34 protein-coding genes, 1 tRNA gene and 2 pseudogenes are annotated in these 23,736 nt (G+C 65.7%); 17 read left to right on the top strand and 20 right to left on the bottom strand.

Annotated elements, in window-relative coordinates:
• The 6 genes from NPA30_RS05800 (at position 1) to NPA30_RS05775 (ending at position 3,130) form a co-directional block, all read left to right on the top strand.
• Positions 1-141: a hypothetical protein gene (locus tag NPA30_RS05800; protein ID WP_256801402.1), complete on the top strand. Its 141-nt coding sequence runs from the start codon at positions 1-3 to the stop codon at positions 139-141.
• Positions 142-277: 136 nt separating this feature from the next.
• Entirely contained in the window at positions 278-1,645 is a 1,368-nt protein-coding gene (gene dnaN / locus NPA30_RS05795) for a DNA polymerase III subunit beta (RefSeq protein WP_256801401.1), read from the top strand.
• 117 nt (positions 1,646-1,762) lie between these two features.
• Positions 1,763-2,254 (top strand): hypothetical protein, encoded by a 492-nt coding sequence (locus tag NPA30_RS05790; RefSeq protein ID WP_256801400.1) that lies wholly within the window; start codon positions 1,763-1,765, stop codon positions 2,252-2,254.
• A gap of 14 nt (positions 2,255-2,268) precedes the next feature.
• Positions 2,269-2,442: a hypothetical protein gene (locus NPA30_RS05785; RefSeq protein ID WP_256801399.1), complete on the top strand. Its 174-nt coding sequence runs from the start codon at positions 2,269-2,271 to the stop codon at positions 2,440-2,442.
• 139 nt (positions 2,443-2,581) lie between these two features.
• Complete coding sequence (locus tag NPA30_RS05780; protein WP_256801398.1) at positions 2,582-2,839, top strand: hypothetical protein; 258 nt, start codon at positions 2,582-2,584, stop codon at positions 2,837-2,839.
• A gap of 36 nt (positions 2,840-2,875) precedes the next feature.
• Positions 2,876-3,130, top strand: coding sequence for a hypothetical protein (locus NPA30_RS05775; RefSeq protein WP_256801397.1), 255 nt, complete (start codon positions 2,876-2,878; stop codon positions 3,128-3,130).
• Positions 3,131-3,185: 55 nt separating this feature from the next.
• Here the strand turns inward: NPA30_RS05775 and NPA30_RS05770 are convergent, their stop codons facing one another.
• From NPA30_RS05770 to NPA30_RS05685, 18 genes and pseudogenes are all read right to left on the bottom strand, one after another.
• Complete coding sequence (locus NPA30_RS05770; protein WP_256801396.1) at positions 3,186-4,049, bottom strand: hypothetical protein; 864 nt, start codon at positions 4,047-4,049, stop codon at positions 3,186-3,188.
• Positions 4,046-4,330 carry a hypothetical protein gene (locus NPA30_RS05765; RefSeq protein ID WP_256801395.1) on the bottom strand — a complete coding sequence of 95 codons (285 nt, stop codon included), beginning with the start codon at positions 4,328-4,330 and terminating at the stop codon, positions 4,046-4,048. Before NPA30_RS05765 ends, NPA30_RS05770 begins: the two co-directional genes overlap by 4 nt.
• Positions 4,327-4,617, bottom strand: coding sequence for a hypothetical protein (locus tag NPA30_RS05760; protein WP_256801394.1), 291 nt, complete (start codon positions 4,615-4,617; stop codon positions 4,327-4,329). Before NPA30_RS05760 ends, NPA30_RS05765 begins: the two co-directional genes overlap by 4 nt.
• Positions 4,614-5,000 carry a hypothetical protein gene (locus NPA30_RS05755; protein ID WP_256801393.1) on the bottom strand — a complete coding sequence of 129 codons (387 nt, stop codon included), beginning with the start codon at positions 4,998-5,000 and terminating at the stop codon, positions 4,614-4,616. Before NPA30_RS05755 ends, NPA30_RS05760 begins: the two co-directional genes overlap by 4 nt.
• The gene (locus tag NPA30_RS05750) at positions 4,990-5,280 is read right to left on the bottom strand and encodes a hypothetical protein (protein ID WP_256801392.1); all 291 of its coding nucleotides are present in this window, start codon (positions 5,278-5,280) and stop codon (positions 4,990-4,992) included. Before NPA30_RS05750 ends, NPA30_RS05755 begins: the two co-directional genes overlap by 11 nt.
• 1 nt (position 5,281) lies before the next feature.
• A complete protein-coding gene (locus tag NPA30_RS05745; RefSeq protein ID WP_256801391.1) occupies positions 5,282-6,733 on the bottom strand; it encodes a replicative DNA helicase in 1,452 nt (483 codons plus the stop codon).
• Entirely contained in the window at positions 6,730-8,637 is a 1,908-nt protein-coding gene (locus tag NPA30_RS05740) for a DNA cytosine methyltransferase (protein WP_256801390.1), read from the bottom strand. Before NPA30_RS05740 ends, NPA30_RS05745 begins: the two co-directional genes overlap by 4 nt.
• Positions 8,634-9,593, bottom strand: a complete 960-nt coding sequence (locus tag NPA30_RS19595; RefSeq protein WP_256801389.1) for a helix-turn-helix domain-containing protein — start codon at positions 9,591-9,593, stop codon at positions 8,634-8,636. The genes NPA30_RS05740 and NPA30_RS19595 overlap by 4 nt, the downstream gene beginning before the upstream one ends.
• 263 nt (positions 9,594-9,856) lie before the next feature.
• A pseudogene (locus tag NPA30_RS19665) lies at positions 9,857-10,156 on the bottom strand (toprim domain-containing protein); the annotation flags it as partial.
• Between the two features lie 42 nt (positions 10,157-10,198).
• Positions 10,199-10,903: pseudogene (locus NPA30_RS19660) on the bottom strand (DUF7146 domain-containing protein); the annotation flags it as partial.
• Positions 10,904-10,908: 5 nt separating this feature from the next.
• Positions 10,909-11,451, bottom strand: a complete 543-nt coding sequence (locus NPA30_RS05720) for a hypothetical protein (protein ID WP_256801388.1) — start codon at positions 11,449-11,451, stop codon at positions 10,909-10,911.
• A complete protein-coding gene (locus NPA30_RS05715; RefSeq protein WP_256801387.1) occupies positions 11,448-11,765 on the bottom strand; it encodes a hypothetical protein in 318 nt (105 codons plus the stop codon). Before NPA30_RS05715 ends, NPA30_RS05720 begins: the two co-directional genes overlap by 4 nt.
• The gene (locus NPA30_RS05710) at positions 11,762-12,331 is read right to left on the bottom strand and encodes an MT-A70 family methyltransferase (RefSeq protein WP_256801386.1); all 570 of its coding nucleotides are present in this window, start codon (positions 12,329-12,331) and stop codon (positions 11,762-11,764) included. The genes NPA30_RS05715 and NPA30_RS05710 overlap by 4 nt, the downstream gene beginning before the upstream one ends.
• Complete coding sequence (locus NPA30_RS05705) at positions 12,328-12,621, bottom strand: hypothetical protein (protein WP_256801385.1); 294 nt, start codon at positions 12,619-12,621, stop codon at positions 12,328-12,330. Before NPA30_RS05705 ends, NPA30_RS05710 begins: the two co-directional genes overlap by 4 nt.
• Positions 12,622-12,633: 12 nt before the next feature.
• Positions 12,634-12,864: a hypothetical protein gene (locus tag NPA30_RS05700; RefSeq protein ID WP_256801384.1), complete on the bottom strand. Its 231-nt coding sequence runs from the start codon at positions 12,862-12,864 to the stop codon at positions 12,634-12,636.
• 138 nt (positions 12,865-13,002) lie between these two features.
• Positions 13,003-13,290, bottom strand: coding sequence for an Acb2/Tad1 domain-containing protein (locus NPA30_RS05695; RefSeq protein ID WP_256801383.1), 288 nt, complete (start codon positions 13,288-13,290; stop codon positions 13,003-13,005).
• 163 nt (positions 13,291-13,453) lie between these two features.
• On the bottom strand, positions 13,454-14,200 hold the full coding sequence (locus tag NPA30_RS05690; RefSeq protein ID WP_256801382.1) for a hypothetical protein: 747 nt from the start codon (positions 14,198-14,200) through the stop codon (positions 13,454-13,456).
• 115 nt (positions 14,201-14,315) lie between these two features.
• Positions 14,316-14,711, bottom strand: a complete 396-nt coding sequence (locus NPA30_RS05685) for a hypothetical protein (RefSeq protein ID WP_256801381.1) — start codon at positions 14,709-14,711, stop codon at positions 14,316-14,318.
• Between the two features lie 126 nt (positions 14,712-14,837).
• Between NPA30_RS05685 and NPA30_RS05680 the strand changes: the two genes are divergently transcribed.
• Entirely contained in the window at positions 14,838-15,551 is a 714-nt protein-coding gene (locus NPA30_RS05680; protein WP_256801380.1) for a LexA family protein, read from the top strand.
• A 7-nt stretch (positions 15,552-15,558) separates the two neighbouring features.
• Here NPA30_RS05680 and NPA30_RS05675 read toward each other — a convergent pair whose 3' ends face one another.
• Complete coding sequence (locus tag NPA30_RS05675) at positions 15,559-15,882, bottom strand: DUF6074 family protein (RefSeq protein WP_256801379.1); 324 nt, start codon at positions 15,880-15,882, stop codon at positions 15,559-15,561.
• On the bottom strand, positions 15,879-16,835 hold the full coding sequence (locus NPA30_RS05670; RefSeq protein ID WP_256801378.1) for a hypothetical protein: 957 nt from the start codon (positions 16,833-16,835) through the stop codon (positions 15,879-15,881). Before NPA30_RS05670 ends, NPA30_RS05675 begins: the two co-directional genes overlap by 4 nt.
• A 214-nt stretch (positions 16,836-17,049) precedes the next feature.
• Here NPA30_RS05670 and NPA30_RS05665 point away from each other — a divergent pair, with 214 nt between their 5' ends.
• The 10 genes from NPA30_RS05665 to NPA30_RS05620 all read left to right on the top strand — a co-directional run bounded on the left by NPA30_RS05665 (position 17,050) and on the right by NPA30_RS05620 (position 23,716).
• Complete coding sequence (locus NPA30_RS05665) at positions 17,050-18,102, top strand: hypothetical protein (RefSeq protein WP_256801377.1); 1,053 nt, start codon at positions 17,050-17,052, stop codon at positions 18,100-18,102.
• Positions 18,103-18,104: 2 nt separating this feature from the next.
• On the top strand, positions 18,105-19,079 hold the full coding sequence (locus tag NPA30_RS05660; RefSeq protein ID WP_256801376.1) for a hypothetical protein: 975 nt from the start codon (positions 18,105-18,107) through the stop codon (positions 19,077-19,079).
• A complete protein-coding gene (locus NPA30_RS19590; protein ID WP_372338746.1) occupies positions 19,076-20,233 on the top strand; it encodes a RecT family recombinase in 1,158 nt (385 codons plus the stop codon). Before NPA30_RS05660 ends, NPA30_RS19590 begins: the two co-directional genes overlap by 4 nt.
• A 3-nt stretch (positions 20,234-20,236) precedes the next feature.
• Positions 20,237-20,692 (top strand): hypothetical protein, encoded by a 456-nt coding sequence (locus NPA30_RS05650; protein WP_256801375.1) that lies wholly within the window; start codon positions 20,237-20,239, stop codon positions 20,690-20,692.
• A 9-nt stretch (positions 20,693-20,701) separates the two neighbouring features.
• Positions 20,702-21,097 carry a hypothetical protein gene (locus NPA30_RS05645; RefSeq protein WP_256801374.1) on the top strand — a complete coding sequence of 132 codons (396 nt, stop codon included), beginning with the start codon at positions 20,702-20,704 and terminating at the stop codon, positions 21,095-21,097.
• Positions 21,098-21,100: 3 nt separating this feature from the next.
• Entirely contained in the window at positions 21,101-21,664 is a 564-nt protein-coding gene (locus NPA30_RS05640) for a 3'-5' exonuclease (protein WP_256801373.1), read from the top strand.
• On the top strand, positions 21,661-22,050 hold the full coding sequence (locus NPA30_RS05635) for a DUF968 domain-containing protein (protein ID WP_256801372.1): 390 nt from the start codon (positions 21,661-21,663) through the stop codon (positions 22,048-22,050). Before NPA30_RS05640 ends, NPA30_RS05635 begins: the two co-directional genes overlap by 4 nt.
• Positions 22,047-22,292, top strand: a complete 246-nt coding sequence (locus NPA30_RS05630; protein WP_256801371.1) for a hypothetical protein — start codon at positions 22,047-22,049, stop codon at positions 22,290-22,292. The genes NPA30_RS05635 and NPA30_RS05630 overlap by 4 nt, the downstream gene beginning before the upstream one ends.
• Positions 22,289-23,530 (top strand): site-specific integrase, encoded by a 1,242-nt coding sequence (locus NPA30_RS05625; protein WP_256801370.1) that lies wholly within the window; start codon positions 22,289-22,291, stop codon positions 23,528-23,530. The genes NPA30_RS05630 and NPA30_RS05625 overlap by 4 nt, the downstream gene beginning before the upstream one ends.
• Before the next feature lie 112 nt (positions 23,531-23,642).
• Positions 23,643-23,716, top strand: a tRNA-Cys gene (locus NPA30_RS05620).
• Positions 23,717-23,736 lie beyond the last annotated feature (20 nt).

Here is a 23,736-nt window from a genome sequence, read left to right as displayed (position 1 = left end):
ATGCGCGCGTTTCCCGATCCGACAGACCGCGTAACGCTGCGCGTGATCGCCGAGGAAACCCTGCGGTTCGCCGGCATGGTCGCGGCGGTTTGCCTCTTCACTCTTGCCGCGTGCGCATGGGCGCCGGTCCTCGGAGGCTGATCTATGGCTCTTGTGTTCGACTCCCTCGGTTATGCGAAACGACTTGAAGAGGCTGGCGTTAAACGCGAGCATGCCGAGGCGCACGCCTCCGCAGTTCGGGAATTCGCCATGCTCGACCTTGTCACGAAATCGGACCTTGCTGACGCGCTCGACAGGCAGACGTTGCGGCTTACCGTTCGGTTCGGTGCAATGCTTGTTGCCGCAGTTGGCGCTCTGGCAACGCTTCAACGTCTCCTGCTCCCGTAGCGTCTTGCGTGACGGGCGCCCTCGCCGCGCCCGTCATCCGGCCGCTATGAGCCGAACAGCGCCAATCACGGCGCGCCTGAAAGGAACGAACATGCAGATTCAGAACACCATTGCCGCCGCTCGCCCGTCCGCCGTCATCGAACGTGCGGAACTCGCCGGCGCCTTCGCCAAGCTGACGACCGTCGTCGAGAAGCGGCCGCACCTCCCGATTCTGGCGACGGCTCGCGTCGTCGCTCATGGCGAGTTCGCCAGGCTTTCCGCGACCGATCTCGACACGGAGATTCACATCGATATTCCGGCCGCCATCGACGCGCGCTTTTCGCTCTGCCTGGACGCGCACAAGTTCGCCGATCTCCTGAAGAAAGCGCCGGCCGCTGATATGGTCGCATTCGAGGCGCCTGAGGCGGACGACGAGAAGATGGCGGCCGACTTCGAGCGGATCCGTTACTCCCTCCCGGTTCTGCCGTCGGCCGACTTTCCGGACATTTCGCAGGACATGGTTGCCGCCAAGGTGTTCGAGCTCGACGGAAGGACGTTCCGCGACAGCCTTGCGGCGGTCGAGGGCGCGATCTCGACCGAAGAGACGCGTTTCTACTTGAACGGCGTGTTCATCCACCGGCCGGACTGGACTGCGGACGGTTCGGCTCAGCTCGTCATGGTCGCGACGGACGGCCATCGCCTCTATCGGCAGACGATCACGGCGCCGGAAGGCACCGAAGGCATGCCGGGCGTTATCCTGCCGCGCAAGCTGGTCGGCGTGCTGCTGAAGCTCTGGAAGGGCAAGGCGGCGCCGGAAACCGTCCGGCTGCGGGTGACAGGGGAGCGGATCGAACTCACCTGGCAAGGCGTCCGCATCGTCGCGAGGCCGATCGACGGCACTTTCCCGGATTACACCCGCGTCATCCCCATGCACAACGACAACGTCGCCGAGTTCAGCGCGGCCGCCATGCTTGAAGCAATCAAGGGCTTGGCTGCGATCTCGCCGGAGCGCGGGCGCGCCGTGCGCATCGAGGCAGCCGAAGGCGAGCCGTTGCGCCTCTCAATGATCGATCCGGAGAACGGCACCGCCGAGACGACGCTCGCGGCGGTCTATACCGGCGCGCCCATCGAGATCGGCTTCCGCGCCTCGCAGCTCGCCGAGATTCTCGCCGAGGTCGGCGAGCCGGCGCGCGCTGCCATGAGCGATGCGAGTGGACCCGTCGTCATCACCGGCGATCGCCCGGGCTGGACGGGCGTCCTTATGCCGATGCGAGTCTAAGGCCCTCCCACCGTAGCGACATTAGGAGGGGCGCCGGCCGCCCCTCCCCTTGTGCGGGCGTCTGAAGGCGCCTGACCATCACCAGCGCCACCCTCGGCGCGCCATTGAGGAAAAACCGTGACACCTGAACAATACGATCGTTGGAAGGATTTCGCCCTCCGCATGGCGAGGCACGCTTTCCCCGAAGCAACACCAGCCCGCCGCGCCAAAATCGAGGCGAGCGTCGAGAACTTCTTCTCTTGGCACGAGAGGGACAGTTCCGAGACTGCCGCCGTTGTCGACTGGGATAGTGGCGAAGAATACGAGGTGAACGGCTACAAGTACCGGCCTTGCATTTGCGATGACGTCTCTTCCCACCTGAGCGAGCACTACCACGAACGCGAGACGCGCAGCGGCTTCGAGCCGCGAGGCAACAAGTTCGAAAGCCAAGTCTCGTGCTGCATCCGCGCAGGTCTCGATCTCGCCTCATCGCCCTCGGCCGGCGTGCTCGGCTTTACTATTGGCGACCTGCGCCGGATGTATCCCGAGGGCCTACCGAGGTGGGTGATCGAGGGATTTGAGCCGCCGATCACAACAGAGACGCCGGACGACGCTGGCGTATGGCTCTGAAAGTGGCAGATGGGATGCTGAAGAAATTCGCAGAACGGGATCGGGCAGCCGTCGAACCGGCCGCCGAGGAGATCCAAGTCAAGGGCACACGCTGGGCTGCTGGCGAGCTCGTGCGGCTTCGCGAAGTCGAGCGCCAGTCGCTGAGGCTCAATCGCGTGTTGACACTCGGGCGGGAGCGGCCGTCCTAGCCTATCCCACTGTAGCGGCGTTGGCAGAGACCCACTGTAGCGGACATACTGCCGGCCGGCGCGCCCGTCGCGCCGGCCAATGCCGAACACGGCGACCAGGAAAGGAACGCGCATGAGCGCACGATACAGGCACAAGCCCATGACAGGTCGGGAGCTCTCGCAGGCGCTCAACCGGGTGCAGCTGTCGGTCCGGCAGTTCTCGCGGCTCACCGGCTCGCAGCCGCGCACGATCGAGAAATGGCTCGACGACCCGACGGCGCAGACGCCGCATTGGGTGCGCGTCCTCCTCGCGTTGCTCGCCCAGCCGGCGAACATGGAGGTGGCGCGGCACATCAGCGATGCGGCGCTGATTGAGGAAGAGGACAGGGGAGACACCCCCCATACCGTGGGAATTTGAGGCCCCATTGTAGCGACATTGGAGAGGAGCGAACCAATGGATGACAGCAAGACCGGCGAGCAGACGCCGAAGATCACCATCTGGCGATCATCGGGCCTCGGGCGACCCTATCAGTGCGATATCGACGAAGGCATCGGCCACCATGGCATTGGGAAGACGCCGGCCGAGGCGCTATATAACGCCGCAGCCGCGTGGCGCCGCGCCACCTATCTCGACGAGGGACATCCTGCCGATATCATTGATCCCTTCGACCATGCGGGCAGAGTGAAGCGTGCCCAGCTAGGCGAGTAGCGCCGGGATCCTGTAGGGAATAGTGCGGGCGTCCGGAGAGCGCCGCGCCGGCCGATCATTTCGCCCGGCGCGCCTCGTCGAGAGCCGGCCGCAGGATCAGCAGGTCGCGGACCTGCTTCCACCGGCGCAGCAGTCGCGCCTCCGGCAGTTCGCCCAGCGCCCAGGCCGCGAAGTCGAGAGCCAAACGCATGTCCTCGAGGAGGACCTTGCGCGCCTCCTTGCCCTCGACTGCGATCACGTCGAAGTCGTCGTTCAGGATCGCGCGATCGAGCAGATCCATGCACACCGGTGGCACCTTCGCTCGCACGCGCCCGACGACACTCATGGCGCCGAGGCGCGCGTCGGAGACAGTGCCGGGCCGACGGCCGCCGGTCGGCTCGCGTTCCAGATCGACGCTCTTGAGCGGGCTGCCCTCGGCCGCTTCGTTGAGATCGCGCAGGCGCACCATCACGCGGCGCCGGATCTCGCCGTAGTAGTGCGCGTTGTTCTTCACGCGGTCGGAGTCGGCAAAGCTGATCGGATCGTTCAGCTCGTTCGTGACGGTGAAGAAGCCGACAACGGACTGCCGCAGGTCGCGCAGCACGTTCGAGCGCCGATCGGGCTTCAGCAGTTGGCGACGGCGCCCGCCTCGACCGGCCGCGGGCGTCACCCCGGCAAGCGGCTGGACGGGGAGCCTGGTCATCGAGGCGAGGTCGACGTGGCAGTGCGGGCCCCATGCGGGGATCTCGATTTTCGCGAGACGCCAGTTTTCAAAGCCGAACTCCACAGACATCGTCGCGTAGAACTTCGCCCGGCGCCGCTCGTGCGTCCGGTCTCTGGCGTAGAAGGCCGAGAGCGGCAGCACGACCGGAACCCCCACCGTAGGGGCATGTGGGGGGACTGTGGGGGAGTCGGAGATGAGGTCGTCGAAGGCACTCATGCGGGCTCCTCGACGCGACGGGGGGCGAGGTGCTCGCGGAACCGGTGGAGGCGGGCCTCATCGAGCGGACGGAAATGCTCGGCGCTCCACCACGCTTCACTCACCTCCCACTCCGTAAGCGAGAGAGCGACTTCACCTTCCATGTTGTTGATGAGCCGCAGGCTTTCGACGGTATAGATCAGCCCCAGCACAGGGGCGGTCTGCGGGAGCACTCCGTTGTGGGTGCCCCAATCGTCATCAATGCAGACGACGCGCTGGCCGGTTACGATCTGGCATCTCATCGCACGCCCCTCGCATCTCGGCTGGCGGCGCGGAACGCGGCGGCCGGCAGCACGCCGTCATCGAGGCGCTTCTGCGCAAGCCGATCCAGCCATGTCTGCCGCTCAGGATCGGAGAGGCCGCGGAAGGGCGTCTGGTTGATGATGCCGCTCACCTTGCCCTTGGTCATGAGGCAGACGCCGGACTCCGTCATCTTCTCAGCAACGAGCCGCTCGCTCAGCCCATGCAGGAAGAGCACGCTTGCGACGTAGCGGACGCGATCGGTATGCTTGCGCGGGCGAGACTTCATGCCTGAGCCCTCCGCCGCCGCCGCCGCTCGACCTTCACCTGGTGCGTGCTCCCTCCCCTGCCCTTGGCGTAGATCACACCGAAGGCGGACTCCGGCGTCACCTCATCTCGTTGCGCGGCGGAGCCAAACACCTGCGCCTGCAGCTTCTCGTGCTCGCTCAGCTGGCGCTCGTAGCTCTCGGCGTAGATCGGCGAGTTCAGTAGGCCGAGGATGTGCTCGTGCGCGGCACGATCGGCCGCGCCGCGCGTCGGATAGAGGATCGGTTTGCCGTCCTTCTTCAGGCTGTAAGGTTCGGCCAGATGCGCCACGCACACCATCGCGAGGAAGGACGTGCCCTCCGGCCGCGCGTAGGCGCGCCACTGGTTGGCGCCACTATTCCGCATGATCAAGCTCCAGCTTTCGGCCCGGGCGGTGGATGCCCGTCCAGCAGTGGTCGTTTCGGTGAAGGGTGGTGACGACTGCGCCGTCCACGACGATGAAGCGCGCCTGGCCGACGATGATCGCGTAGCGCGGCGTGTGCGGGACGAAGCAGCGGGACAGCAGACAGAGCAGTTCGGCTTCGATCTCCGCCGCCACAGACCGGTCAATTCGGCCGGTGCCGTGCAGGACGAGCTCGCGATAGCGCTCTATGGCGGTCGCGGTGATGCGGAGCCGCTCGACCATCTCAGATATCCCTGAACGTTGTGGTTTCGCCGTCGAACCGAAGCTCGCGACGGACACCGCCGGCCAAGCCGCGCGTCTTGTCGGAGAAGACCCAGGCCTGCCCTGCCTCGCGCTCGAGCCGGCGCTCCCACGCCTGGTGCGGTGTGTCGCCGTCCTCGTCGCGCTTCTTCGCCGTCTTCGCAGGCTCCTTCTTACGGGTGACGAGTTCCGGCCGATGGATGAAGAAGACGACGTCGGCGTTCTGGACGATCGAGGCACCACCGAAGAGGTCGGACGCGATCGGCCAACCGCTCGGACGCTCCAGCAGGTTCTTCTCGTTGATCTGCGCCAGCAGAAGGATCGGGATGCCCAACTCGCCGGCCATGATCTTGGCCTCTATGACCGCCTCCATGACGCGATCCATCAGCGAGTCCTTTTTGCCGCCGCGGATCAGCAGGATGTGGTCGATCACCGCCATCGCGAGCCCGTAGCGGTTCTTCACCTGCATCATGCGCGACCGGATCTTCTCCATGGTCATGCGCCGGCGCTGGTCGATCAGAATCGGGTACTGGCTTGCCCACTCCCGCCCGCGGCTGCCGATGGCCTCGACCTCTGATCGGTTCAGCGCGGCCCGCTCTATCTTGAAGGACGGGATGCCGAGGTAGTCGGAAAGAGCGCGCGCTGCATGCTCTTCACCGTTCATCTCGAGCGAGGCGTTGTAGAGCCAGCCTTGCCTCTTCCGCTTGGCGTCGAGAGCGGCCGATTCCATGATGCTCTTCGCCAAGGCCGATTTGCCGCCGGAGGACATGCCGGCGAGCACGTAGACCTTCCCGCCGATCAGGGGACCGATCACCTCCTCGACCGCCTTCAGGCCGGGGCTAAGGCCGATGCCGCCGTTCTCCTCGTCAGCGATGGCGCGGTTCACCCGCTGCCCGAGAGCCTCTGCCCACTGCCCATAGGTGCGCATGTCGCGATCGAAGTCGCCAACGCCGGCGGACGTGAGCGCCCTCACCCCCTCGTCGACGAGATCTTCGATCGCGGTGCCGACATCGGCCGCAGCGACCTGAACGCGGGCCTGGTCGAGAGCCGCCAGCAGCGCACGCTTCTGCGCGAGACGGATGATGGTGTCGGTATAGGCGAGGAGGTCGAACCCTTCGATGTTCCTCGTGACGTCGTGGATGAGGTTCGCGATGTAGATCGTGAGCGGCGTGTCGTCCTTCTTGTCGAGGGGGTCGATGAAGAGGGCGACCATGCGTCGGTCAGGCGACTTGCCCTTCTCGACCGCTCGCTGCATGGCGGCCCAGATCCGCATGATGCGAGAGGTGCTGAAGTGCTCAGACTGCAGGCGGTCGTTGATCTCGAAGAACTGCGAGGGGTTCGCGAGGATGTAGCCGGCGACGGCGCGCTCTGCCTCTTCGGAGATGATCTCGGCAGGCGGCGGCGCTCGCTCCGGATATCGGCGGCGGTCGGTCATTCCGCCGCCTCCCGCACCGGCTCGGCGGCGAGCCCGGCGCAGTTTGCCGCCACCAGCGCGGCGGCGAGCGGCGGGCAGACGGAATTGCCGCAGCACGAGCCTTGCACGGTCGCCGAGATCGCCGATCCGTCGGGCCTTCGGTCGATCACGTAGCTGTCCGGAAAGCCCTGCGCCCGGAAGCGCTCGCGCGGCGTCAGCATCCGCATGCCGATGTCGGCGATGGCGAAGGTCTCGCCGTCGATCTCGACGGTGACGAGTCCGTGGCGCGGCTTCGTCGTCACCGTGTGAACCGGCTCGGCGAGCGACTGGCTGGGCAGGCCCTCCCCATAATATTTCGTCAGGAAGCCGGCGATCAGCGCGGCATGGTTGCCGCCGGCGCAGAAGGTCTTGGCAGGAAGGTCGAGATCGCCCTCGCCGCCGCGCGTGTTCGACGTGTAAGCCCAGTTGAGATGCGCCGCGACAACCGCCTGCTGTGCCCCGGCTGCCGTGATGGTCGCGATCGGCTCGTCCGCTCGCCGTCCCGGATTGACGCCGCCGACGCGCCGGCTGTCGTTGTTGTGCTGCGCCAGGAAGGCCGCGACGACGGCATGCTTGGCCGCGCCGCCAACCTGTGTCCCGATCGGCCGGTCGATGTCGAGCGCGCGAGGTGCCTGCCCTTCGCGCTCGCCATAGCCGGTCTGCACCATGGTCGCCGCGATCACCGCGTTCTGGTCCTTCGGGCTGGCCGTGATGGTGTGGATCGGCGCATCGGCGGAGCGGACGGACCCGCCTTGCTGCGCGGCCGTGATGACGGGAGCGACCAGCGCGTGATTGTTGCCGCCGGCGTGAACCGTGCCGAGCGGTTCCTCGATCGAATATTCGCGCCGCCCGCCTGAGTAGCCGTGCGCAAGCGCGGCGATCGACGGCACCACGATGCCGATCGGCGCGGCGCCGCCCGGGCGCTTGACGAAGCCGTTGGCGGTCACCGTCGCCAGCGGTTCGTCGAGCGCGTGCCCGGTCGAGCCGGTCTGGAACTTCACCACGAAGGGCTTCGCCGTCTCCAGCACGTAGCGCACCACGCCCCGCGCGATCCGGCGCATCGTGGCGTCAGCGAGCGGGCGCACCGCCCGCACCCCGTGCTTGGCCATGATCTCGGCCGACGTGTCGAAGATCGACGGGCACGGCAGCGACCAGTCGATGATCTCGGCGGCCGTGCGCCACGGCTTCGTTGCCTTCGAATAGTCCGGCTTACCGTTCTTGCGTTCACGCTTTCGGATCGGTCTCGGCACGTACGCCGGATCGTCCGGATTGCCGTAGCCGTCACGAAGCAATTCTTCCGAGGGGTAATGCGTTGGCGCCGGCCAGACGATCGGTTTGCCGTCGCGCCGTGCGATCAGGAAGAAGCGCTTGCGGATCGTCGGCGCGCCGTAGTCGCAGGCCCGCAGCTCCCTCCACTGCACCCGGTAGCCGGCGCGCTTCAGCCGCCGCACCCAGTCCTGGAACGTCTGGCCGCGCAGCTCAACGATCGGCGAACCGTCCTCGTAGAGCGGCCCCCAGGTGACGAACTCCTCGACGTTCTCGAGGATGATCACGTCCGGCCGCGCCTCCTCGGCCCAGCGCACCACGACCCAGGCGAGGTCGCGGATGTTGCGGTCGAGCGGCTTGCCGCCCTTGGCCTTTGAGAAGTGCTTGCAGTCGGGTGAGGCCCAGAACAGCCCGACCGCCCGCCCGCCCGTCACCTCCAGAGGCGAGACGTCCCAGATGTTCGAGTTGAGGTGATGTGTGTCCGGATGGTTGACCGCGTGCATGGCGAGCGCATCGGCCGAGTGGTTGATGGCGATGTCCGGCGAGCGGCCGAGCGCCATCTCGATCCCGGTGCTCGCCCCGCCGCCGCCGGCGAAGCTGTCGACGATCAGGGGCCTCATGCCGTAGCCCTCCGCCCGGTGAGCGGCTTCGCCTCATAGCCGTACTCGGCGGCGATGCCCGGCCAGACCTTCAGCGAGTTGCTGATCGTCGAATGATCGCGACCGAAGGCCTGCCCGATCTTCGTGATCGAGATGTCCGGCCGCAGCCTCGCGACCTCGTAGACAGCCCGATGGCGCGCGATGACGATCGGCTGTTCGAGGCGGTCGGACAGGATCGCATCCGCCGGGATCTGCATCTCGGCGGCGATGTCGCGAACGATGGTGATCGGCTTCGCCCGGCGATAGTCCTCGTCCTTCGTGCGGTTCTTGTACCGCACGTCGCGGATCTCGACGCTGCCCTGCGGCAGGATGCCGACGAGCATCCCGGCCTCCTTCGACGAGAACGCCTTCCGCATCAACGCGTCGTAGGCTTCCTTCTTGTCCTCCGGTACGGAGAAGCCGCGTCGGGTGTCGTTCCCCTTTTTTGCGAGCTCGGACCTGCTGACGCGGTCATGATGCGCCCGCTGCTTGGCGACATATTCAGGCCGCCGCCACCGCGCCCGAGCCTTCTCCCGCATCTTCTGGAGAGCTTCCTCAGAATGGCGACTGCCCTTGCGCTGTGCCGCCATGATACGAGTACCGCGCTGCCGATCGGCGAGCCCCATCTCGTCCGCCATATGCCGGACAGCCTCGATCGTGCAGTTGAGCGCCTTGGCGATCTCCTTGCGCGGCATCTCGCGCCGGTACATGGCCGCGAGCTCGTCCCGCCGCGTCTTCGTCCAGAACCGACGCGCCGGCGCCTTTTTCCCACCTCGGCCCGCCCGAAACTTCGCGCCGACCTCTGTGCGGTTCACGACTGCTGCAACCGCGCGCCTGGAGACGCCGTACATCTCGGCGATCTCGCCATAGTCGTAGCCGTCCTTCAGCAACAGGAAGACGTTCCGCAAGACGTAGTCCGTCCAGATCCGCGCCGTCACCGTGCGCGCTCCGGCCGACGGACCTGCGGGCGATCCCAACCCTTCGCGACAGCGATCTCAGCCGCATTGTCGAGGTCGTCCCGCAGACGCTGCGAGATGCAGGCCGCAGCCACCGCAAGCGGGATGAAGGGGGGGATGTCGTCCGAATGATCAATGCAGGGCTGCATGTGCCGTCCCGATATCCTTTTGTCGTCTATGAACGACAGATATCGGCTTAAGATGGGTTATTCAAGCCTCTATGTCGTTTTTGAACGACCTAAGCGTTAGGCTCGCTTCACCGCCTGCAGAGCGTCGAGATAATCGCCTTCCCTCGGAGGGTCGATGATGGCGGAGGGCTTGTGTTCGCCGACGAGCCGCTCCTTCAACACCAGCGCGGCCCTCATGCCGGGCGCCTCGTGCACCTTACCGTCGCGGATCTTCGCGATGTCGCCGTCGGGATAGATCAGGACCCGACGCACGAACGGCGGCGGGACGAACGTCATGATGCCGGAAGTAGATAGGCCGGCCCAAATCGGATGCCGGCGGTCAAGCTCGTGAGCGGCCAGCGCGGTCTCCACACCCTCCGCGATTCCGACGACTGGCCCCTCACCGCCGAGCCGCACCGCGCCGCCTTTCACGTTGCCGAGGCCGAGCTTCGCGTTCTCGACCTGAGCTTTGCCGCGGCCGTCGGGCGCGAGGAAGATCCGCCACACGCCGATCCCCTTTCCGTCCGGCCCCTGCACGCGGGCGACAAGCGCCGGATGCTTGCCTGCTTTCGGGTACGGCAGCGACGGATGGAAGCGCAGGTTCGGCTCGTCGATAAGATCGATGCCGCGGGCCCGCAGGTAGACTTCGGCGAGCGAGCCTGCCAGGAGCTGCGTGCTTTTCCAGATGCCGGCGGCGGTCTCAAGCTTGCGTTCGCTCTCCCGGACGGCGCGGGCGAGATCGGCCTGCTTCTTCCTCTCTAGGTCAGCAGCACGGCGCCGTCGCTTCTCCTTCTCGGCCGCGGTCTCCTCGCTAGCGCCGAGCAGCGGCACGCCGGCGAGCTGCGCCGCCATCTCGACCGCCCGCGGAAACGAGAGTCCGTCGACATCCACGAGGAACCGGAACACGTCGCCCGAGGCCCCGCAACCGAAGCAGTGATATCTGCCCTTCTGATCTTCGCAGTGGAACGACGGGCTCTTCTCGCCATGGATGGGGCAGCAGGCCCAGAAGTCGCCGCGGCTGGTGTTCGTCTTCCTGCTGTCCCACGTCACGCGAGAACCGACCACCGTTGAGATCGGCAGCCGGTCGCGGATGTCGTCGAGCAGTTGCTGGTCGAAGCGAGGCACGGCGCCTACACGTCCATGCCGGCCAGAATATCGCTTTCGAACAAGGTCGGCGAGGCCTCGCGCTCGCGGATAGCAGCTGCGCGGCTCCACCAGATGCCAATCGCGTCGGCGGCGTTGTCATCGCCGGGTTCGTAGCCGAGCGCGCGGCAGCGCTCGATCGTGGCGGCCTTCACCCACTTGCGGCGCTCGGGCTTCGGTACACGCTTCGGCGCCTGCGTTGGCACGCCGAACTCGCTGCGCCAGGTGCTCATGTCGACGTAGACGAGATCGACGCCGATCCGAGCGCACGTCAGGCCGATCACGGTCGCCTTGCCCGCCATGGCGATCATCGCGTCGAAGGACGTGACGCGGGGCAGAATAGGCTTCTCAGCGTACACGCGCTCAACGCGGTTCGCCTTGATCATGTCGAGCAGCATGGCCTCGAGCGCGAGCGCCTGGCGCGAGAACCGGCCCTTCGGAAGCCGGTGCGTGCCGTAGATCGGCGTGCCGTCGTGCTTGCCGAGGCAGAACCCCATCTGTTGCGATGGATCAAGAGCCAGCAGCATCATTTCACGACCCTCAGCTGCGTCGTCGCCGCGGCGTCGGCGAAGGCGATGTGATCGGGATAGCGTCGGCTTGCCACTGCAAGAATCTCTTCCGGCACGCCGCGGATCTGGCCCCAATGCGTGACCGTCACCCAGCAGATGAAGTCGATCATCGACTCGTTCTCGGCGTCGGTGTGCTCCGAGTCGAAGAAGAACGAGCCGTTGGGGCGGAGCATGATCCGCCCGGTCTTCTCCTCATAGAGGCGGATGATTGCCTCCTCGCTGGCGCAATGCACGATGAAGCGGTGCCACGCGGGCGTGAAGATGTCGTCGATCATGCGGCCTCCCCGAACTTCCCGACCTGATCCCCGAAGGACTGCCAGCCGTCGCGGCGCTCGCGGGCAAACACGTCGGCGCGCCGAGCGTGCGGCATCACCCTGTCGCAGATGGCATAGAACTCGTCGGGCTTGCGCGAGTGCTCACGAGCGACGCCGTCGAACACGGTTGGGGGAGCGTAAGCCTGCCGTGGGTTCCCGAGAGTGGCGACAACGACGAGCTCGCCCGAGCTGCGGACGCGGTATCCGGTTCCCCAGCGCATCCGACCGCTCGCCGTGGTCTTCCGCCAGATCATGAAGCTGCGATAGACGAACCCCCAGGCCTCTACGCTGGCGATCGCCAGCGGCAGCTTCGTCGCGGTTGCCCAGAGGTAGAGAAGGCAGTCCGCGGAAGCGAGATGCCCGATTGGCAGGTTAAGGATCTGCGCCTCGGACATCGTCTGATAGTGCGCTGATGCCGATTTCTTCGCGCCACCCGGCCCGTAAAGCTCAAACGGCCAGGGTGGGTCGATCACCAGCAACTCGTAGTGCAGAGGCAGAAGCGGATCGAACAACCAGGAGGAACTCACCGCGACCTCCTCGACTGGCCGCGGCGGATGCTGTCCCGCGTCGGCGGTCGCGCCGGAGCGCCGCTCCGTCCGTCGCGGTGGCCCTGTTCGTAGGCGTGCAGCAGCAGACGGTCGAACTCGGCGGTGAGGCTATCGTAGGCCGCCCATGCTGCCTCGGCGCGCCTGCGATCCTCCGCCTTGCGTTGTTCGTCGCGCGGCGTGGGCGGCACCTTCGGCGCCACGGGATCAGCCGGCCGCCCTTGCGGATAGCTGATGCGCGTTGGGCCGGTCCTGCGGATGCTGTAGGCCATCAGGCGGTTCGCTCAGATCTGCGGGTAGACGCCGACGAGGTGATCGCCGTCGTCTGCCAGCTGGCCGTCAAGGTAGTGGTGACCGTGGTCGCACGCGACGAACAGCCCGCCCTCATCCTCGGCAACATCGACGCGGGCACCGGCAATGCCGCAGGTGAAGCCGTCGTCGAGCCGAACCTGGCTGCCAGCTTTCAGATCCGACAGCCGAGCCCACTCGGTGCCACGCGTGTCGAACTTGCTCATGGCGCTGCTCCGTCTGATGGGGTGCCCGCTACTCTCCCGGGCTGGTCACGCCGTTTGCGCAAGCGTTCGCGTAGGGTTCCGCCTCGTTTGCGTGGTCGACAGTCACCCTCAACCGGCCACTCCACCTCGTGCCGCCGATCAGGCGGTGATGTGCTTGACCGCCCACATGACGGCCTCCTCGACGCGCTCGGCGGCGATGGAGAGCTCGCGGTCGTAGTGGCCGTAGGCGACGTCCATGTCGTTGCCGCCGTCGTCGATGATGTCCTGCGGCCGAGTGCGAAGAGCGTCGATCAGGCTGAGGAACTCTGCGCCCATGTCCTTGACCTCCTGCATCCGCGCTTTCTCAGCATGGGACAGGATGCGATACTGGTGACGAACCGCGTTGTTTGCCGTGCGGTCATCCGACGTGCTGTCGACCGTGTTCATGAGGCTGCTCCTGTCTCTGGAAGACGCGCCCGTTCCGAAGGGAGAACGGTGCCGAAGCCCCTCCGCGTCCGCCCGCGGCAAGCCTACTTGCAACTCCCGACGCATCGGTCGCTCCTGCGCGACTGGTGATGCCGTTGTCCGTGGTTGCTTTCGCTCTGGGATCTCAGGCCGCGTCCGGCGCGGCGCGCTCCCATTCCTCGTCTTCGGTCAGCGCCGGAGGCGCGGAAGGAATGCCATCGTCCCCGCTGTCGCCGGTTCCGTCCGGTTCGGCTTCATCATCGACCGGGACGACAGGCGGAGCCGGAGGCGCGGGCGGCGCCGGAGGAGCGGCCGCATCGTCGACAGCCGCCGGCTTCTCCTTCGGCGAGCGACCGCGGCGAGCCTTCGGCGCATCGTTCTTTGCCGCCTCCGTCACGGACCGCCCCTTGCCGTCCTTGATGCCGGAGAGGTTGCGCTTCTGACCGGCCTCGTAACCGCGCATCCATGCCTGGAAGCCGGGGCTGTCGGGCGCATGCGGGCACTTCTCGCGATCGACGGCGGTGAGGCCTGCGGTGAAGCCCTCATCCTCCCACTTCTGCTCGCGCTCCTCGTCGCTCATGTTCGCCATGTCCGGCGGCAGGTCGAGCATCTGAAGCTGCGCGCCGACCGGCGCCTTCAGCCACCGTGCATACTGAAGCTCGCGGTTTCGCTGGGCGATGACGTCGCGCGGATCGGCGCCGACGAGCTTCAGAGCGGCCTTCAGGTCGGCCATGTCGATGCCGTCGTCCTCGGCCTTCTTCTTCAGCGTCTTCTGCTTCGAGCGGACGCTGCTCGCCTCTTTCTCGAGCCGGATGTGCTCGTTCAGGATGCGGGTGAACACCTCCTCGGTGACGCCGCCGTTGTCGTTGCTCTCAAGGACTCTGCCTGCCATTGGTCCCGTCCTTCTGGTTCGGGGTCTGAAGGGGGTGAGGACGACGCTCTTGGGAGGACCAGCGTCGTCCTCTTCACCCGGCCGCCGAGGGGGCAGCGCCCGGGGTCGCTACTCGTCAAGCCGCAGGGCGGAACCTCTCGCTGGAGGCGATGCCGCGGCGAAGCTGTTCGGTGAAGTCGGCGATGATCTGGTCCGGATCAGCGCCGGTCTCTGCGGCAAGCGTCAGGATCGACGGCACCGTCATGTCGGCGATCAGCCTGATCGACTGCTGCTGGTAATGGACCTCGCCGAGATTGGTGCGGACGTGATCCTCAAGGTTCAATGCGGTGCGGAGCGTCGGGGATCTTCGCGCCCCATCCCACAGCCTGAAGGTCTTCACCGCGTCGGCATTCTTGAACACGTCGCGCGAGATCCCGCTGTCCGACCAGCCGAACTCCTGCCTCGCGCTATCGATCAGGCCGAGGATGAAGATGTTGCCGAAGCGCAACGTGAACGAGGGCGCGTGTTCCATGCACTCGTTTATGTCGTCTTTTAACGACGACGGCAATAGCCTTACGTCGTTTTTATTTGCATAGCGACCCTACGCAGCATCTGCGCAAAACGAAAGGAGCGAATCACCCTACGAAAGGAGGTTCACATGAATATCGACCCGGATCGGATCCGCAGTCGTCTGAAGGAGACCGGCCTCAACATGAGCACGGCGTCTCAGAAGGCTGGACTTCAGCGCGCCTGGTTGTCTCAGGTCATGAGCGGAAAGACACGAAACCCCGGCTTCGCCTCGATGAAGGCGCTTGCCGAGGTGCTGGGCTGCGACGTCGACTACCTCACCGGTGAGCAGGAGGAGCCGCGGAGCGTCCAAGGCGTAACCGTGCCGCGGCCGACGGGCACGCTGCAGGTGCAGGTGGCCGGTCCTGTCCAGGCCGGCCTCTGGCTCGAGATCGATGAGATGCCGCAAGTCGGCGACAACATCACCATCGACATCGACCCGAACTTCCCGCGCGCTGAGAAGGTGGCGTTCGACGTCCAGGGAGATTCCATGGATCTCGCGGGCATCCTCGACGGCGACCGCATCGTGTGCTGGCGGCTTCCCGACTACCCCTTCAATCTGCGCGATGGCGACGACGTCGTCGTCGAGCGCAGCCGTGACGGCGGGTTCCTGCGCGAGCGCACGGTGAAGCGTCTGTTCCGGCATCCGGATGGGATGCAGGAGCTGCGGCCGGTGTCGAGCAACAAGGCCCACAAGAGCCTGCGCATCATGCCGAACAACGACCCCGACGGCGACGAGCAAATCGAGATCATCGCTGTCGTTGAGGACATCGTGCGCAAGCACCGGCGGCGCTTCGACGTGTGAGGCGCCGTCAGGCGGCGCCGTCCCCGTCGACTTCAGAGAGCCCCCACGCGCGCCGGCGCCTGGTGATCTCTGTCTCGACCGCGATCTCGAACTTGTTGCGCTGCTCGACCGCCTTCTCCGGGGGCACGCCGACCGCGCGGAACTGGTTCTCGATCCCCTCGTAGATCTGCTCGCGCCAGCGCGCCTTCTGCTTCGCAGTGCCAGGCCCCATGAGGCGTTGGATGGTGTACTCGACCTTGTGCACACGGGCGAGCGAGGGGAACGGGATCACCTCAGCGACGCAAGCCGGCGCATCTTCGATCGGCCGCGGGTTGTTGTCGAAGATGCTCATGTGCAAACGACCTCCATCTCACGATCGGCAGAAGCCGCTTCGAACTTCGTCCTGGTCGCGGCAAACGCGAGATCCTTCAATCGCTGCCGCTCATCCAGGGGAAGGCGCTTGAAGCTGCCGGGACCGTGAATCTCATCGTAGCAGGGCATAGCGTTGCAGGCGGATAGGCGCCTGAAGCTTTCGATGAGGCTGCCATGCTCTGCAACGGCCGCCTCGTAGGACGCCAGAGAACCGCTTCCTCGAAAGATGGCCTCTTCGAAGAGATCATCTGAAGGCCGCGCGTCAGCGCGCTCGCTCAGGGTAATCTGATTCAGGGTATTTCTTATCAAGGTAGTTGGCCGCTCAGTGCGGCCTTCGGTGGAGCTACGCTGAGCAACCTTCGGTGAGCCACGCAGAGCGGCCTTCGGTGCATCCACCGACGGTTGCTCTATGCATCCTTCGGCGTGTTCGTCATCGCCGAGGACCGCGAGCATCGCGTCCAGTTTGTTCGGCGCCCCATCGGGCAACGTCAGAACGATGACACGTTTGCGACCGGTGATCATACCCTTCACCCGGGTCACCTCGGTCGTCCAGCGGATGCAGCCGCGCCGAGCGAGGACGTCGAGCCCGTCTTTCACCGTAGACAGGCCACAATGAGCGAGCGCCGCAAGCTTCTCGTTCGTTACCCAGCATTCGAGGCTCACGAGATGCGTCTTGGCCTCGATCGCCCGCAGCAGGCGTAGCGCTTGGATGTCTCCGCTGCAGATGCCGGCCGCCAGCAGCCCCCATGCCTCTCGCATCTTCCGCCGATCGGCATCGTCCTTGGGCCACATCAGATTGTTGGCTTCTGCCGACGGTAGGCTCTTGCTTTTCCGCACGCCCTTTGGATACTGAGCGACAGGGCTTGCCGTCCTGATCCTACCCCGGTTGCCGTCTTCAGCGGCGCCGGGGTTTTTCTTTGCGATCGCTTGCATGTGTCATCCGCTGGTTCGGTGATGCCGGCAGAAACGCCGAGCGAAAGCAGTTATCCTGCTGCGGGACGCTGAGGTCAATGCAAGAGGTCGTTCGATGACGACGGCGTCAACTGCTGATGTTATAAAAAAGCGACACAGCTCATTGACTGTCGTCTAAATACGACGCACATTGCTTCCTGCAACACGAAAGCAGGAGCGCAGCGCGATGAGCACTGTGACCGACTACCGGGTCGACGATTGGACCTGGTGGCAGACAGCCGTCGAAAATCCGCAGCGCGTGATGGACGGCACTCTTCCCGTCCATGACGGCGAGCCAATGACCGGCTTCTATCGCACCACCACCGAGAAGGGCGGCGAGTACAAGCCTGTCGCCTTCTGGTACGTCGGCGGCGCCCTCCAGGCAGCGGTGGATGGCAAGGTCGCAAGCGAAGACTTCGCTCGCAGCATCTGGACGCACGCATGCAAGCGGCCGGTGTCGCACGAAGCCTATCTCGCGAAGACCGAGAAGGGTGTGTGGCCGGACGAGGTCGTCGCCGAGATCAAGGGGGAGCGGCAATCGCTACAGGCGAAGCCGAAGACTGAGCCGGCCCCCAAGCGTCCGGTCCGGCAGCCGAGCGCTGAACCGAACCCGCGGGCGGTGATCGGCAACAATGCCGGCCCCGCGGAGAGCGCCGAGTTTCAGCAGCTGAAGGACGAGATCGACGAGTGGCGCCGGCGGCTCGACAAGGAGCTGAAGGACGGCGATCCGGCCGACGAGGACTCTGCGTCGCGCGTTTCGGACATCGGCACGAAGCTCAGCGAGCTCGAGCGGCAGGCTGACCAGATGCGTGTCGCCGAGAAGCAGCCGTTCCTCGACGGCGGGCGCGAGATAGACGCGAAGTTCAAGCCGCTCACGAACATGGCTGAAGACGGCAAGCGCAAGGCGAAACGAGCAGTGACGCCGTACCTGCAGAAGAAGACGGCGGAGGAACAGGAACGCCTGCGTCAGGAGGATGCGCAGCGGCAGCAGGAGCGCCGCCTCGACGACGCCGCGGGCTCGCGACGGGAGCCGAAAGCGCAGGTCGGCAATCGCAAAGCCGTGTCGCTGGTGAAGCGGAAGGTGGCCGTAATCGACGATCCGGTGACGCTGGCGACGTTCATGCTCACGAAGTGCGATCCGCCCCTGCCCGACTTGATCGAGGTGATCAGGACGGCGGCGCTCCGCATGCTGAAGGCCGGCGTCGCGGTGACGGGGGCGCACCTCGAAGAGATCGAGGAGGCGCGCTGACCATGGTCGAGATCAAGGAGGGCGGGATCTACCGCACCAGCCGCAACCGCAAGGTCGGCCCCATGAAGCGTTATCACGAACGCACGGACTGCGGCATGGCGTTCATCGTGGCTTTGGGCGACGGCCGCGGGTGGACTGCAGATGGGATCGGTCTGGCGAACGCGACAGGGGAGGACATCGTCTCAGAACGGCTGGACGATGTCGGCTTCGCCGATGGGTATCCCGACTTCGCCGAGGTCGAAGGTGCGCCAGACCAGCGGCTGCAGCTGGAAGCTGGGAAGATCTACCTCGATTCCAACGGGTACGTGCATGGCCCGATGCACGTCTTCGATGCGGTGCCAGGCGACGAGCGCCGTATCGCCTATGCAGGAAATCGCGGCTGGTACGAAGATGGGGAGCCGAAGAACCCTCATCTGGGAGATGGGGCGCTCGTCGCTGAGTGGACCTCGCCGGTGCCGAAGATCGCGATCGAGGAGAACGAGCGGCTGCGACAGGAGGTGCAGAACCTGCAGGCGCGTGTTGGCATCTTCAATGGCTTGACGCGCTCCGATGCAAACCACCTCGCCATGCGGCTGGGAGTCGAGAAGGTCGGTCAGAACCGTCACCGTTCAACCGTCTTTCACGAGTGCCTGCAGGCGGTCGATCGGCTGAAGCACGACGTCGAGATGCACCGCGACGCGGCAATTAATGCCATCGCGGACATGAAGCAGGCCGAGCGCCGCCTAGACACGCTCTGCGTCCCGCACTCGTCCTATTTCGATGGGTCTGTCGCAGCCGTTTTCGTGCCGAAGGCGAAGCTCAACGAGTTCAGTGCCTCCTGCTCCGATCTCGCCTGCTGGATGCGCGGCTTCGTCACCGCCCTACCCCCGGACGATCGGCTGACCTTCGCGCCGATGGGCCAGTACGTCGTCACCGAACTCAACATCCTCCTGAAGGCCGCACTCGATCGCGTCGAAGCGGCGGAGAAGAAGTCATGAGCAATGCCCTCGTAGCGAACGAGCCGCGTTCGGTCCTCAACACGATGTCCGAGCGCTACGGCATGGAGCCAGCTGCCTTCGAGGCCACGGTCCGGGCGACGTGCATGAAGCCTCAGGGGGGAAAGGAGGCGACACGCGAGGAGTTCGCCGCCTTCCTGCTCGTCGCCAAAGAGTACGGGCTCAACCCTCTGACGAAGGAGATCTACGCCTTCCCGGCAAAGGGCGGCGGGATCGTGCCGGTCGTCTCGATCGACGGCTGGGTCAACCTCATCCAATCGCACCCGGCTTGCGACGGCTTCGAGTTCGAGGACGAGCATGATGCCGACGGCAACCTGATTTCGTGCACCTGCACGATCTATCGGAAAGACCGCAGTCGGCCGGTCAGGGTCACCGAGTATTTGGTCGAGTGCATCCGCGCGACCGATCCGTGGAAGATGAAGCACCGGATGCTGCGCCACAAGACGCTCATCCAGGGCGCTCGCTATGCCTTTGGATTTGGCGGCGTCTACGATGAGGACGAGGCGGCGAAGATCGCCGAGATCAAGGACGTCACGCCGCCCACACCCCCTGCGCCCCCAGCCCCGCCCAAGCCCGAAGGCAATCAGAAGTCCTCTCCGTCTGTTGAGCACAAGCCTGAGCAGGAGCAACAGCCGAACGAGCAGAAGCGGGCCAATCCACCGGCGCCGCCGAAGGGCAATGGCAGCAAGACCATCGAGCACGACCCGTTCGACGATGTCGTGCAGAAGCTCGACTCCGCGCTGGCGAAGTGCGGCAACAAGGACGAGCTCGGCGCTGTCTGGAAAACGGCGCCGGCTGCCGCCAGTCTGACGAAGGAGCAGGACGATCGGCTTATCGCTCTGCGCGACAAGCACGTCGCTCGGATCAAGGCGCCGGCGGGATCGGCAACGGCGGTCGAGCAGAAGACTGAGGAGGCGGGAAAGCACCCTCCTGCCGACGTCGAGGCTAAGCCTTTCGACCTGACGACCTTCAAGGCTGAGATCCTGCAGCGCCTCGAGAGCGCGCAGTCGGCCGATGAGGCCGACCAGATCCTGATGGAGGTCGACGGCGCCATCGAGGAGGGCTTCCTCACCGAAGCGCAGAAGGAGGAGCACTTCGTCGACGCCATCTCGACCGCTTTCGAGAGGCTGAGCTGATCGATGCCGATCAAGTTGCTCATGGTCAGCGGCGGCGGGGTACTCCGCCCCGCCGCTCCGGCGGATGCCGACCGCCTCGAGCGTGTACCGGTCCGCACGCTGGTGACGACGACCATCACTCGCAGCCCATCGGATCGCATGCGCGCCTGGTATCGCGCTCTCGTGGAGCGTCTCGTCGAGATGACCGACCGATGGCCGGATGCCGACCAGGCGCACCGGGAACTGATGATCAAGTGCGGGTTCTTCGAATCCGTCGTGATCAACGGCCGCGGCGACGTTCGCTTCACGCCGCAGTCCACCGCCGAGTGGGATGCCTTCCAGTGGCGGAGCTATGTCGACTCGCTCCTCCTGAAGCTCGCCACCGACATCATTCCCAGCATCGACAGCGCCGAGGTCCGCGCGACGGTCGAGGCGATGGCCGGAATGTCTTTCGAAACCGCTGCACGGGAGGTCGCCTAAAGGCGCGCCATGATCCACGAACTTACGCCCGCATCCGACGCTACCGCACTTGACGTCCTCAAGGCCCTCGGCGTGGACGAGCTGTCCGAAATCACCTGGCCGCTGCCGAACATGGAGCCGGTGAGCGCCAACGTCTACTGGCAGGCCTTTGCCGAGGGCGCGCCGGACGCGCTGATCGAGATCGGCATCCGGAAGGTCGGCTACCGCGCCTGCCGCGTCTGGGCGACGTTCAACGAAGGGAAGCGCGGCGGCGTCGTGATCGCTCAGGAAATCGGTTCGCTCGAGCCGCAGTTCTTCACCTGGTCGGCGTGCGCGCACGAATGGGATGCTCGGCACGATCGGCTGATGTCCGTCTACCAGTGCACGAAGTGTCAGGTCGCATACCGCGTCGAGGTCGAGGGCTAATCCGTGGCGACGCTCATCTTCGACGTCGAGACCACAGGCTTGGTCAAGTTCGACCGGCCGCCTTCCGACCAGTCGCAGCCCCGGCTGGTGCAGATCGGCGCGGTGCTGTTCGACAGCAAGCGCGCCGAGGCCGGCAGCATGTGCTTTTTAGTCCGACCTGATGGCTACGTGTCGCAGGACGGTGCGCGGAAGGTGCACGAGATCTCGGCGCGCCGGGCGGAACTCTACGGGATCCGCATCAGGGCTGCTCTGTCGGTCTTCATGGATATGGTCCGCTCCGCCAGTGACCTCGTCGCCTTCAATCTCGAGTTCGACGAGTGCATCATCGACATCGAACTCAACCGCATCCGTGCTCAGCCGCCGGAGTGGAAGAGGGCCGGCCTGCGCCGGTCCTGCGCCATGATCGAAGCCGGCCAGGTCGCCAACGGCGGCAAGAGCATGAAGCTGCCGGCCGCGCACCTCGCGCTCACTGGCGCAGCGTACGTGCCGACCCACAACGGGCTCGACGACGCGCGGGCGGCCGCGCGCATCTGGTGGGCCATCTGCGATCGGAGGGCCGCAGCGTGAGCCAGATCGACACTCCGGGAACCGCGTTCTCTCTCGAGCGATCCGACGACCATGCGCCGCGGCAGCGCGACGAGCGGCACCTCGCCTTCATCCGCACCCTGCCCTGCGTCGTCACCGGCGTCTACGGCGTCGAGGCGGCGCACGTCAGCTACCGCGCGGCGGCCGTCGGCAAGCGTCAGCGCGGCCTCGGCGAGAAGGCCGATGATCAATGGACTGTGCCGCTGGCGCCGGTAGAGCACAGGCGCCAGCACTCGATGAACGAGCGCGCCTACTGGCAGAGTGTCGGCATTGACCCGATCGCAGTCGCGCAGGCGCTCTATGGCGTCTCCGGCGACGAGATGGCAGCCACCATGATCCTGACGACGGCGAGGATGGGCCTGCTATGAGCGCCAGGCGGCAGATCGAAATCCCAAGCGGCTCCTGGCCCATTCGGATGCCGGAAACCCTCGCCGCAGGCTACGTCGGCGAGCGCACGGTCGAGGGCTTCCTGAAACGCGTCGGATCGGAATATCCTCGCCCTGTTGTCGATGAAGGCAGCGGCAAGGGGCGTCGTCGCCTATGGCTGAGAGCAGACTTGGAGCGGGCCGTCCTGATGCGCGGGGGCGAGGAAGAGGACGAGGTGGCGTGACCGTTCGGGTCGAGATGCCGCGCTACGTCACGCCCAAGGCGTTGAGCGGCGGCCGCACAGGCTTCTACTGGACGTGCCCCTCGGCCTACCGGAAGGAGGGTTTCCCGATCAAGGCGAAGCCGCTCGGCATCAATCTCAGCCAGCGCGAGCTCGACGAGGCCGCCATCCCGATGAACGCCATGCTCGACGAGTGGCGCAGGCAGCGGAACGCCGATCAGCCCCTCGCCCCTGTGTCGGAATACGGCACCGTCGCATGGCTCTTTCGAACCTACCTCCGCGAGGACGCCTTCTTGGAGCGCGTCGACGCGCCCAACCGCGCCGACTACGAGCGCGCCTTCAATCGCATCGGCAACCTGCCGATGAAGAGCGGCAAGAGCTTTGGCGAGGTGGCCGTGTCGGCCGTCACGGTGAAGATGGCGATCGGCATCTATGGCAAGCTCGCCGACAGCGGTGCCCTGCGCGGCGCAGAGAAGGCGCTCACCTACTGCAAGGCCGCCTGGAAGCGGATGAAGCCTATCTACCCGTCCGTCTTTCCGGAGGGCGACAATCCGTGGGAGGGCGTCACGCTGCGCCGGCGCGAGAAGACGGTGAAGACCGCAGTCACCCGTGACGAGGTCTACCAGTTCGCCCGCGGCGCGCTGAAACTTGGCCGGCCGCAATGCGCCGCGGCTGCCGTGATCTGCTTCGAATGGCTGATGCGGCCGCGGAACGTTTCCGCGGGCCTCATCACCTGGTCCGACTATCGAGGCAGCATTGACCCGCAGGGGATCCGCGTGCGGCACAAGAAGAACCGGCAGACCCGGATCCACCCGCTCGAGTTCGACGACGCCGGAACCTCTGTCAGGCTCTACGCCGAGGCCGAGGAGATCTTGGCGCAGGTGCCGCGCTGGGGTTTGGCGATCGTCTGCAATCCCGACGGCAAACCCTACGGCGAGAACTCAAGCCGGCTGACGCAGATCGTCTCCCAGACGGCGAAGAAGCTCGGCATGGACGGCTTCACGATGGATGCTTGCCGGCACGGCGGCATGACCGAGCTCGAGGAGTCCGAGCTCACCGATGGTCAAGGCCGCGCCCTCTCCGCACACCAGACGCGCAGCTCCTATGCGGGGTACGCGAAAGAGACGCGGGAGCGGATGCTGACGGCCACGCTCCGTCGGCGCGAGGCGCGTCTGAAGCTGCTGGAGGAGGATGCCGAAGCCCATGCGCCAGCTGCTCGATCGGCGATGAAGAACGCCTGACGACGGAACGGCTCGCGAACGCTTTTTCAGAACGACGAGGGGAGCGTTTTTCAGAATGGCGGAAAGGCCTCTTGCAGAACCCCTTGCGCCTCAGTAGGTAGAGCGCCGTCGGGGCCTCGTGGCGGAGTGGTTACGCAGAGGACTGCAAATCCTTGCACGCCGGTTCGATTCCGGCCGAGGCCTCCAACAATTTCCTGAGGCCTACT

Source organism: Mangrovibrevibacter kandeliae, assembly GCF_024519155.1.
GTDB lineage: Bacteria > Pseudomonadota > Alphaproteobacteria > Rhizobiales > Rhizobiaceae > Mangrovibrevibacter > Mangrovibrevibacter kandeliae.
This window is presented reverse-complemented; position numbering and strand designations above follow the sequence as displayed.

Excerpts from the sequence above, each read along its gene's own strand:
- NPA30_RS05715 (WP_256801387.1), bottom strand. The coding sequence starts at position 11,765 with ATGATCGACGACATCTTCACGCCCGCGTGGCACCGCTTCATCGTGCAT.
- NPA30_RS05645 (WP_256801374.1), top strand. The coding sequence starts at position 20,702 with ATGATCCACGAACTTACGCCCGCATCCGACGCTACCGCACTTGACGTC.
- NPA30_RS05745 (WP_256801391.1), bottom strand. The coding sequence starts at position 6,733 with ATGACCGACCGCCGCCGATATCCGGAGCGAGCGCCGCCGCCTGCCGAG.
- NPA30_RS05700 (WP_256801384.1), bottom strand. The coding sequence starts at position 12,864 with ATGAGCAAGTTCGACACGCGTGGCACCGAGTGGGCTCGGCTGTCGGAT.
- NPA30_RS05695 (WP_256801383.1), bottom strand. The coding sequence starts at position 13,290 with ATGAACACGGTCGACAGCACGTCGGATGACCGCACGGCAAACAACGCG.
- NPA30_RS05705 (WP_256801385.1), bottom strand. The coding sequence starts at position 12,621 with ATGGCCTACAGCATCCGCAGGACCGGCCCAACGCGCATCAGCTATCCG.
- NPA30_RS05720 (WP_256801388.1), bottom strand. The coding sequence starts at position 11,451 with ATGATGCTGCTGGCTCTTGATCCATCGCAACAGATGGGGTTCTGCCTC.
- NPA30_RS05785 (WP_256801399.1), top strand. The coding sequence starts at position 2,269 with ATGCTGAAGAAATTCGCAGAACGGGATCGGGCAGCCGTCGAACCGGCC.
- NPA30_RS05690 (WP_256801382.1), bottom strand. The coding sequence starts at position 14,200 with ATGGCAGGCAGAGTCCTTGAGAGCAACGACAACGGCGGCGTCACCGAG.
- NPA30_RS05755 (WP_256801393.1), bottom strand. The coding sequence starts at position 5,000 with ATGCGGAATAGTGGCGCCAACCAGTGGCGCGCCTACGCGCGGCCGGAG.
- NPA30_RS05750 (WP_256801392.1), bottom strand. The coding sequence starts at position 5,280 with ATGGTCGAGCGGCTCCGCATCACCGCGACCGCCATAGAGCGCTATCGC.
- NPA30_RS05770 (WP_256801396.1), bottom strand. The coding sequence starts at position 4,049 with ATGAGTGCCTTCGACGACCTCATCTCCGACTCCCCCACAGTCCCCCCA.
- NPA30_RS05650 (WP_256801375.1), top strand. The coding sequence starts at position 20,237 with ATGCCGATCAAGTTGCTCATGGTCAGCGGCGGCGGGGTACTCCGCCCC.
- NPA30_RS05660 (WP_256801376.1), top strand. The coding sequence starts at position 18,105 with ATGGTCGAGATCAAGGAGGGCGGGATCTACCGCACCAGCCGCAACCGC.
- NPA30_RS05680 (WP_256801380.1), top strand. The coding sequence starts at position 14,838 with ATGAATATCGACCCGGATCGGATCCGCAGTCGTCTGAAGGAGACCGGC.
- NPA30_RS05740 (WP_256801390.1), bottom strand. The coding sequence starts at position 8,637 with ATGAGGCCCCTGATCGTCGACAGCTTCGCCGGCGGCGGCGGGGCGAGC.
- NPA30_RS05775 (WP_256801397.1), top strand. The coding sequence starts at position 2,876 with ATGGATGACAGCAAGACCGGCGAGCAGACGCCGAAGATCACCATCTGG.
- NPA30_RS05630 (WP_256801371.1), top strand. The coding sequence starts at position 22,047 with ATGAGCGCCAGGCGGCAGATCGAAATCCCAAGCGGCTCCTGGCCCATT.
- NPA30_RS05760 (WP_256801394.1), bottom strand. The coding sequence starts at position 4,617 with ATGAAGTCTCGCCCGCGCAAGCATACCGATCGCGTCCGCTACGTCGCA.
- NPA30_RS05675 (WP_256801379.1), bottom strand. The coding sequence starts at position 15,882 with ATGAGCATCTTCGACAACAACCCGCGGCCGATCGAAGATGCGCCGGCT.
- NPA30_RS05765 (WP_256801395.1), bottom strand. The coding sequence starts at position 4,330 with ATGAGATGCCAGATCGTAACCGGCCAGCGCGTCGTCTGCATTGATGAC.
- NPA30_RS05780 (WP_256801398.1), top strand. The coding sequence starts at position 2,582 with ATGACAGGTCGGGAGCTCTCGCAGGCGCTCAACCGGGTGCAGCTGTCG.
- NPA30_RS05670 (WP_256801378.1), bottom strand. The coding sequence starts at position 16,835 with ATGCAAGCGATCGCAAAGAAAAACCCCGGCGCCGCTGAAGACGGCAAC.
- NPA30_RS05800 (WP_256801402.1), top strand. The coding sequence starts at position 1 with ATGCGCGCGTTTCCCGATCCGACAGACCGCGTAACGCTGCGCGTGATC.
- NPA30_RS05685 (WP_256801381.1), bottom strand. The coding sequence starts at position 14,711 with ATGGAACACGCGCCCTCGTTCACGTTGCGCTTCGGCAACATCTTCATC.
- NPA30_RS19590 (WP_372338746.1), top strand. The coding sequence starts at position 19,076 with ATGAGCAATGCCCTCGTAGCGAACGAGCCGCGTTCGGTCCTCAACACG.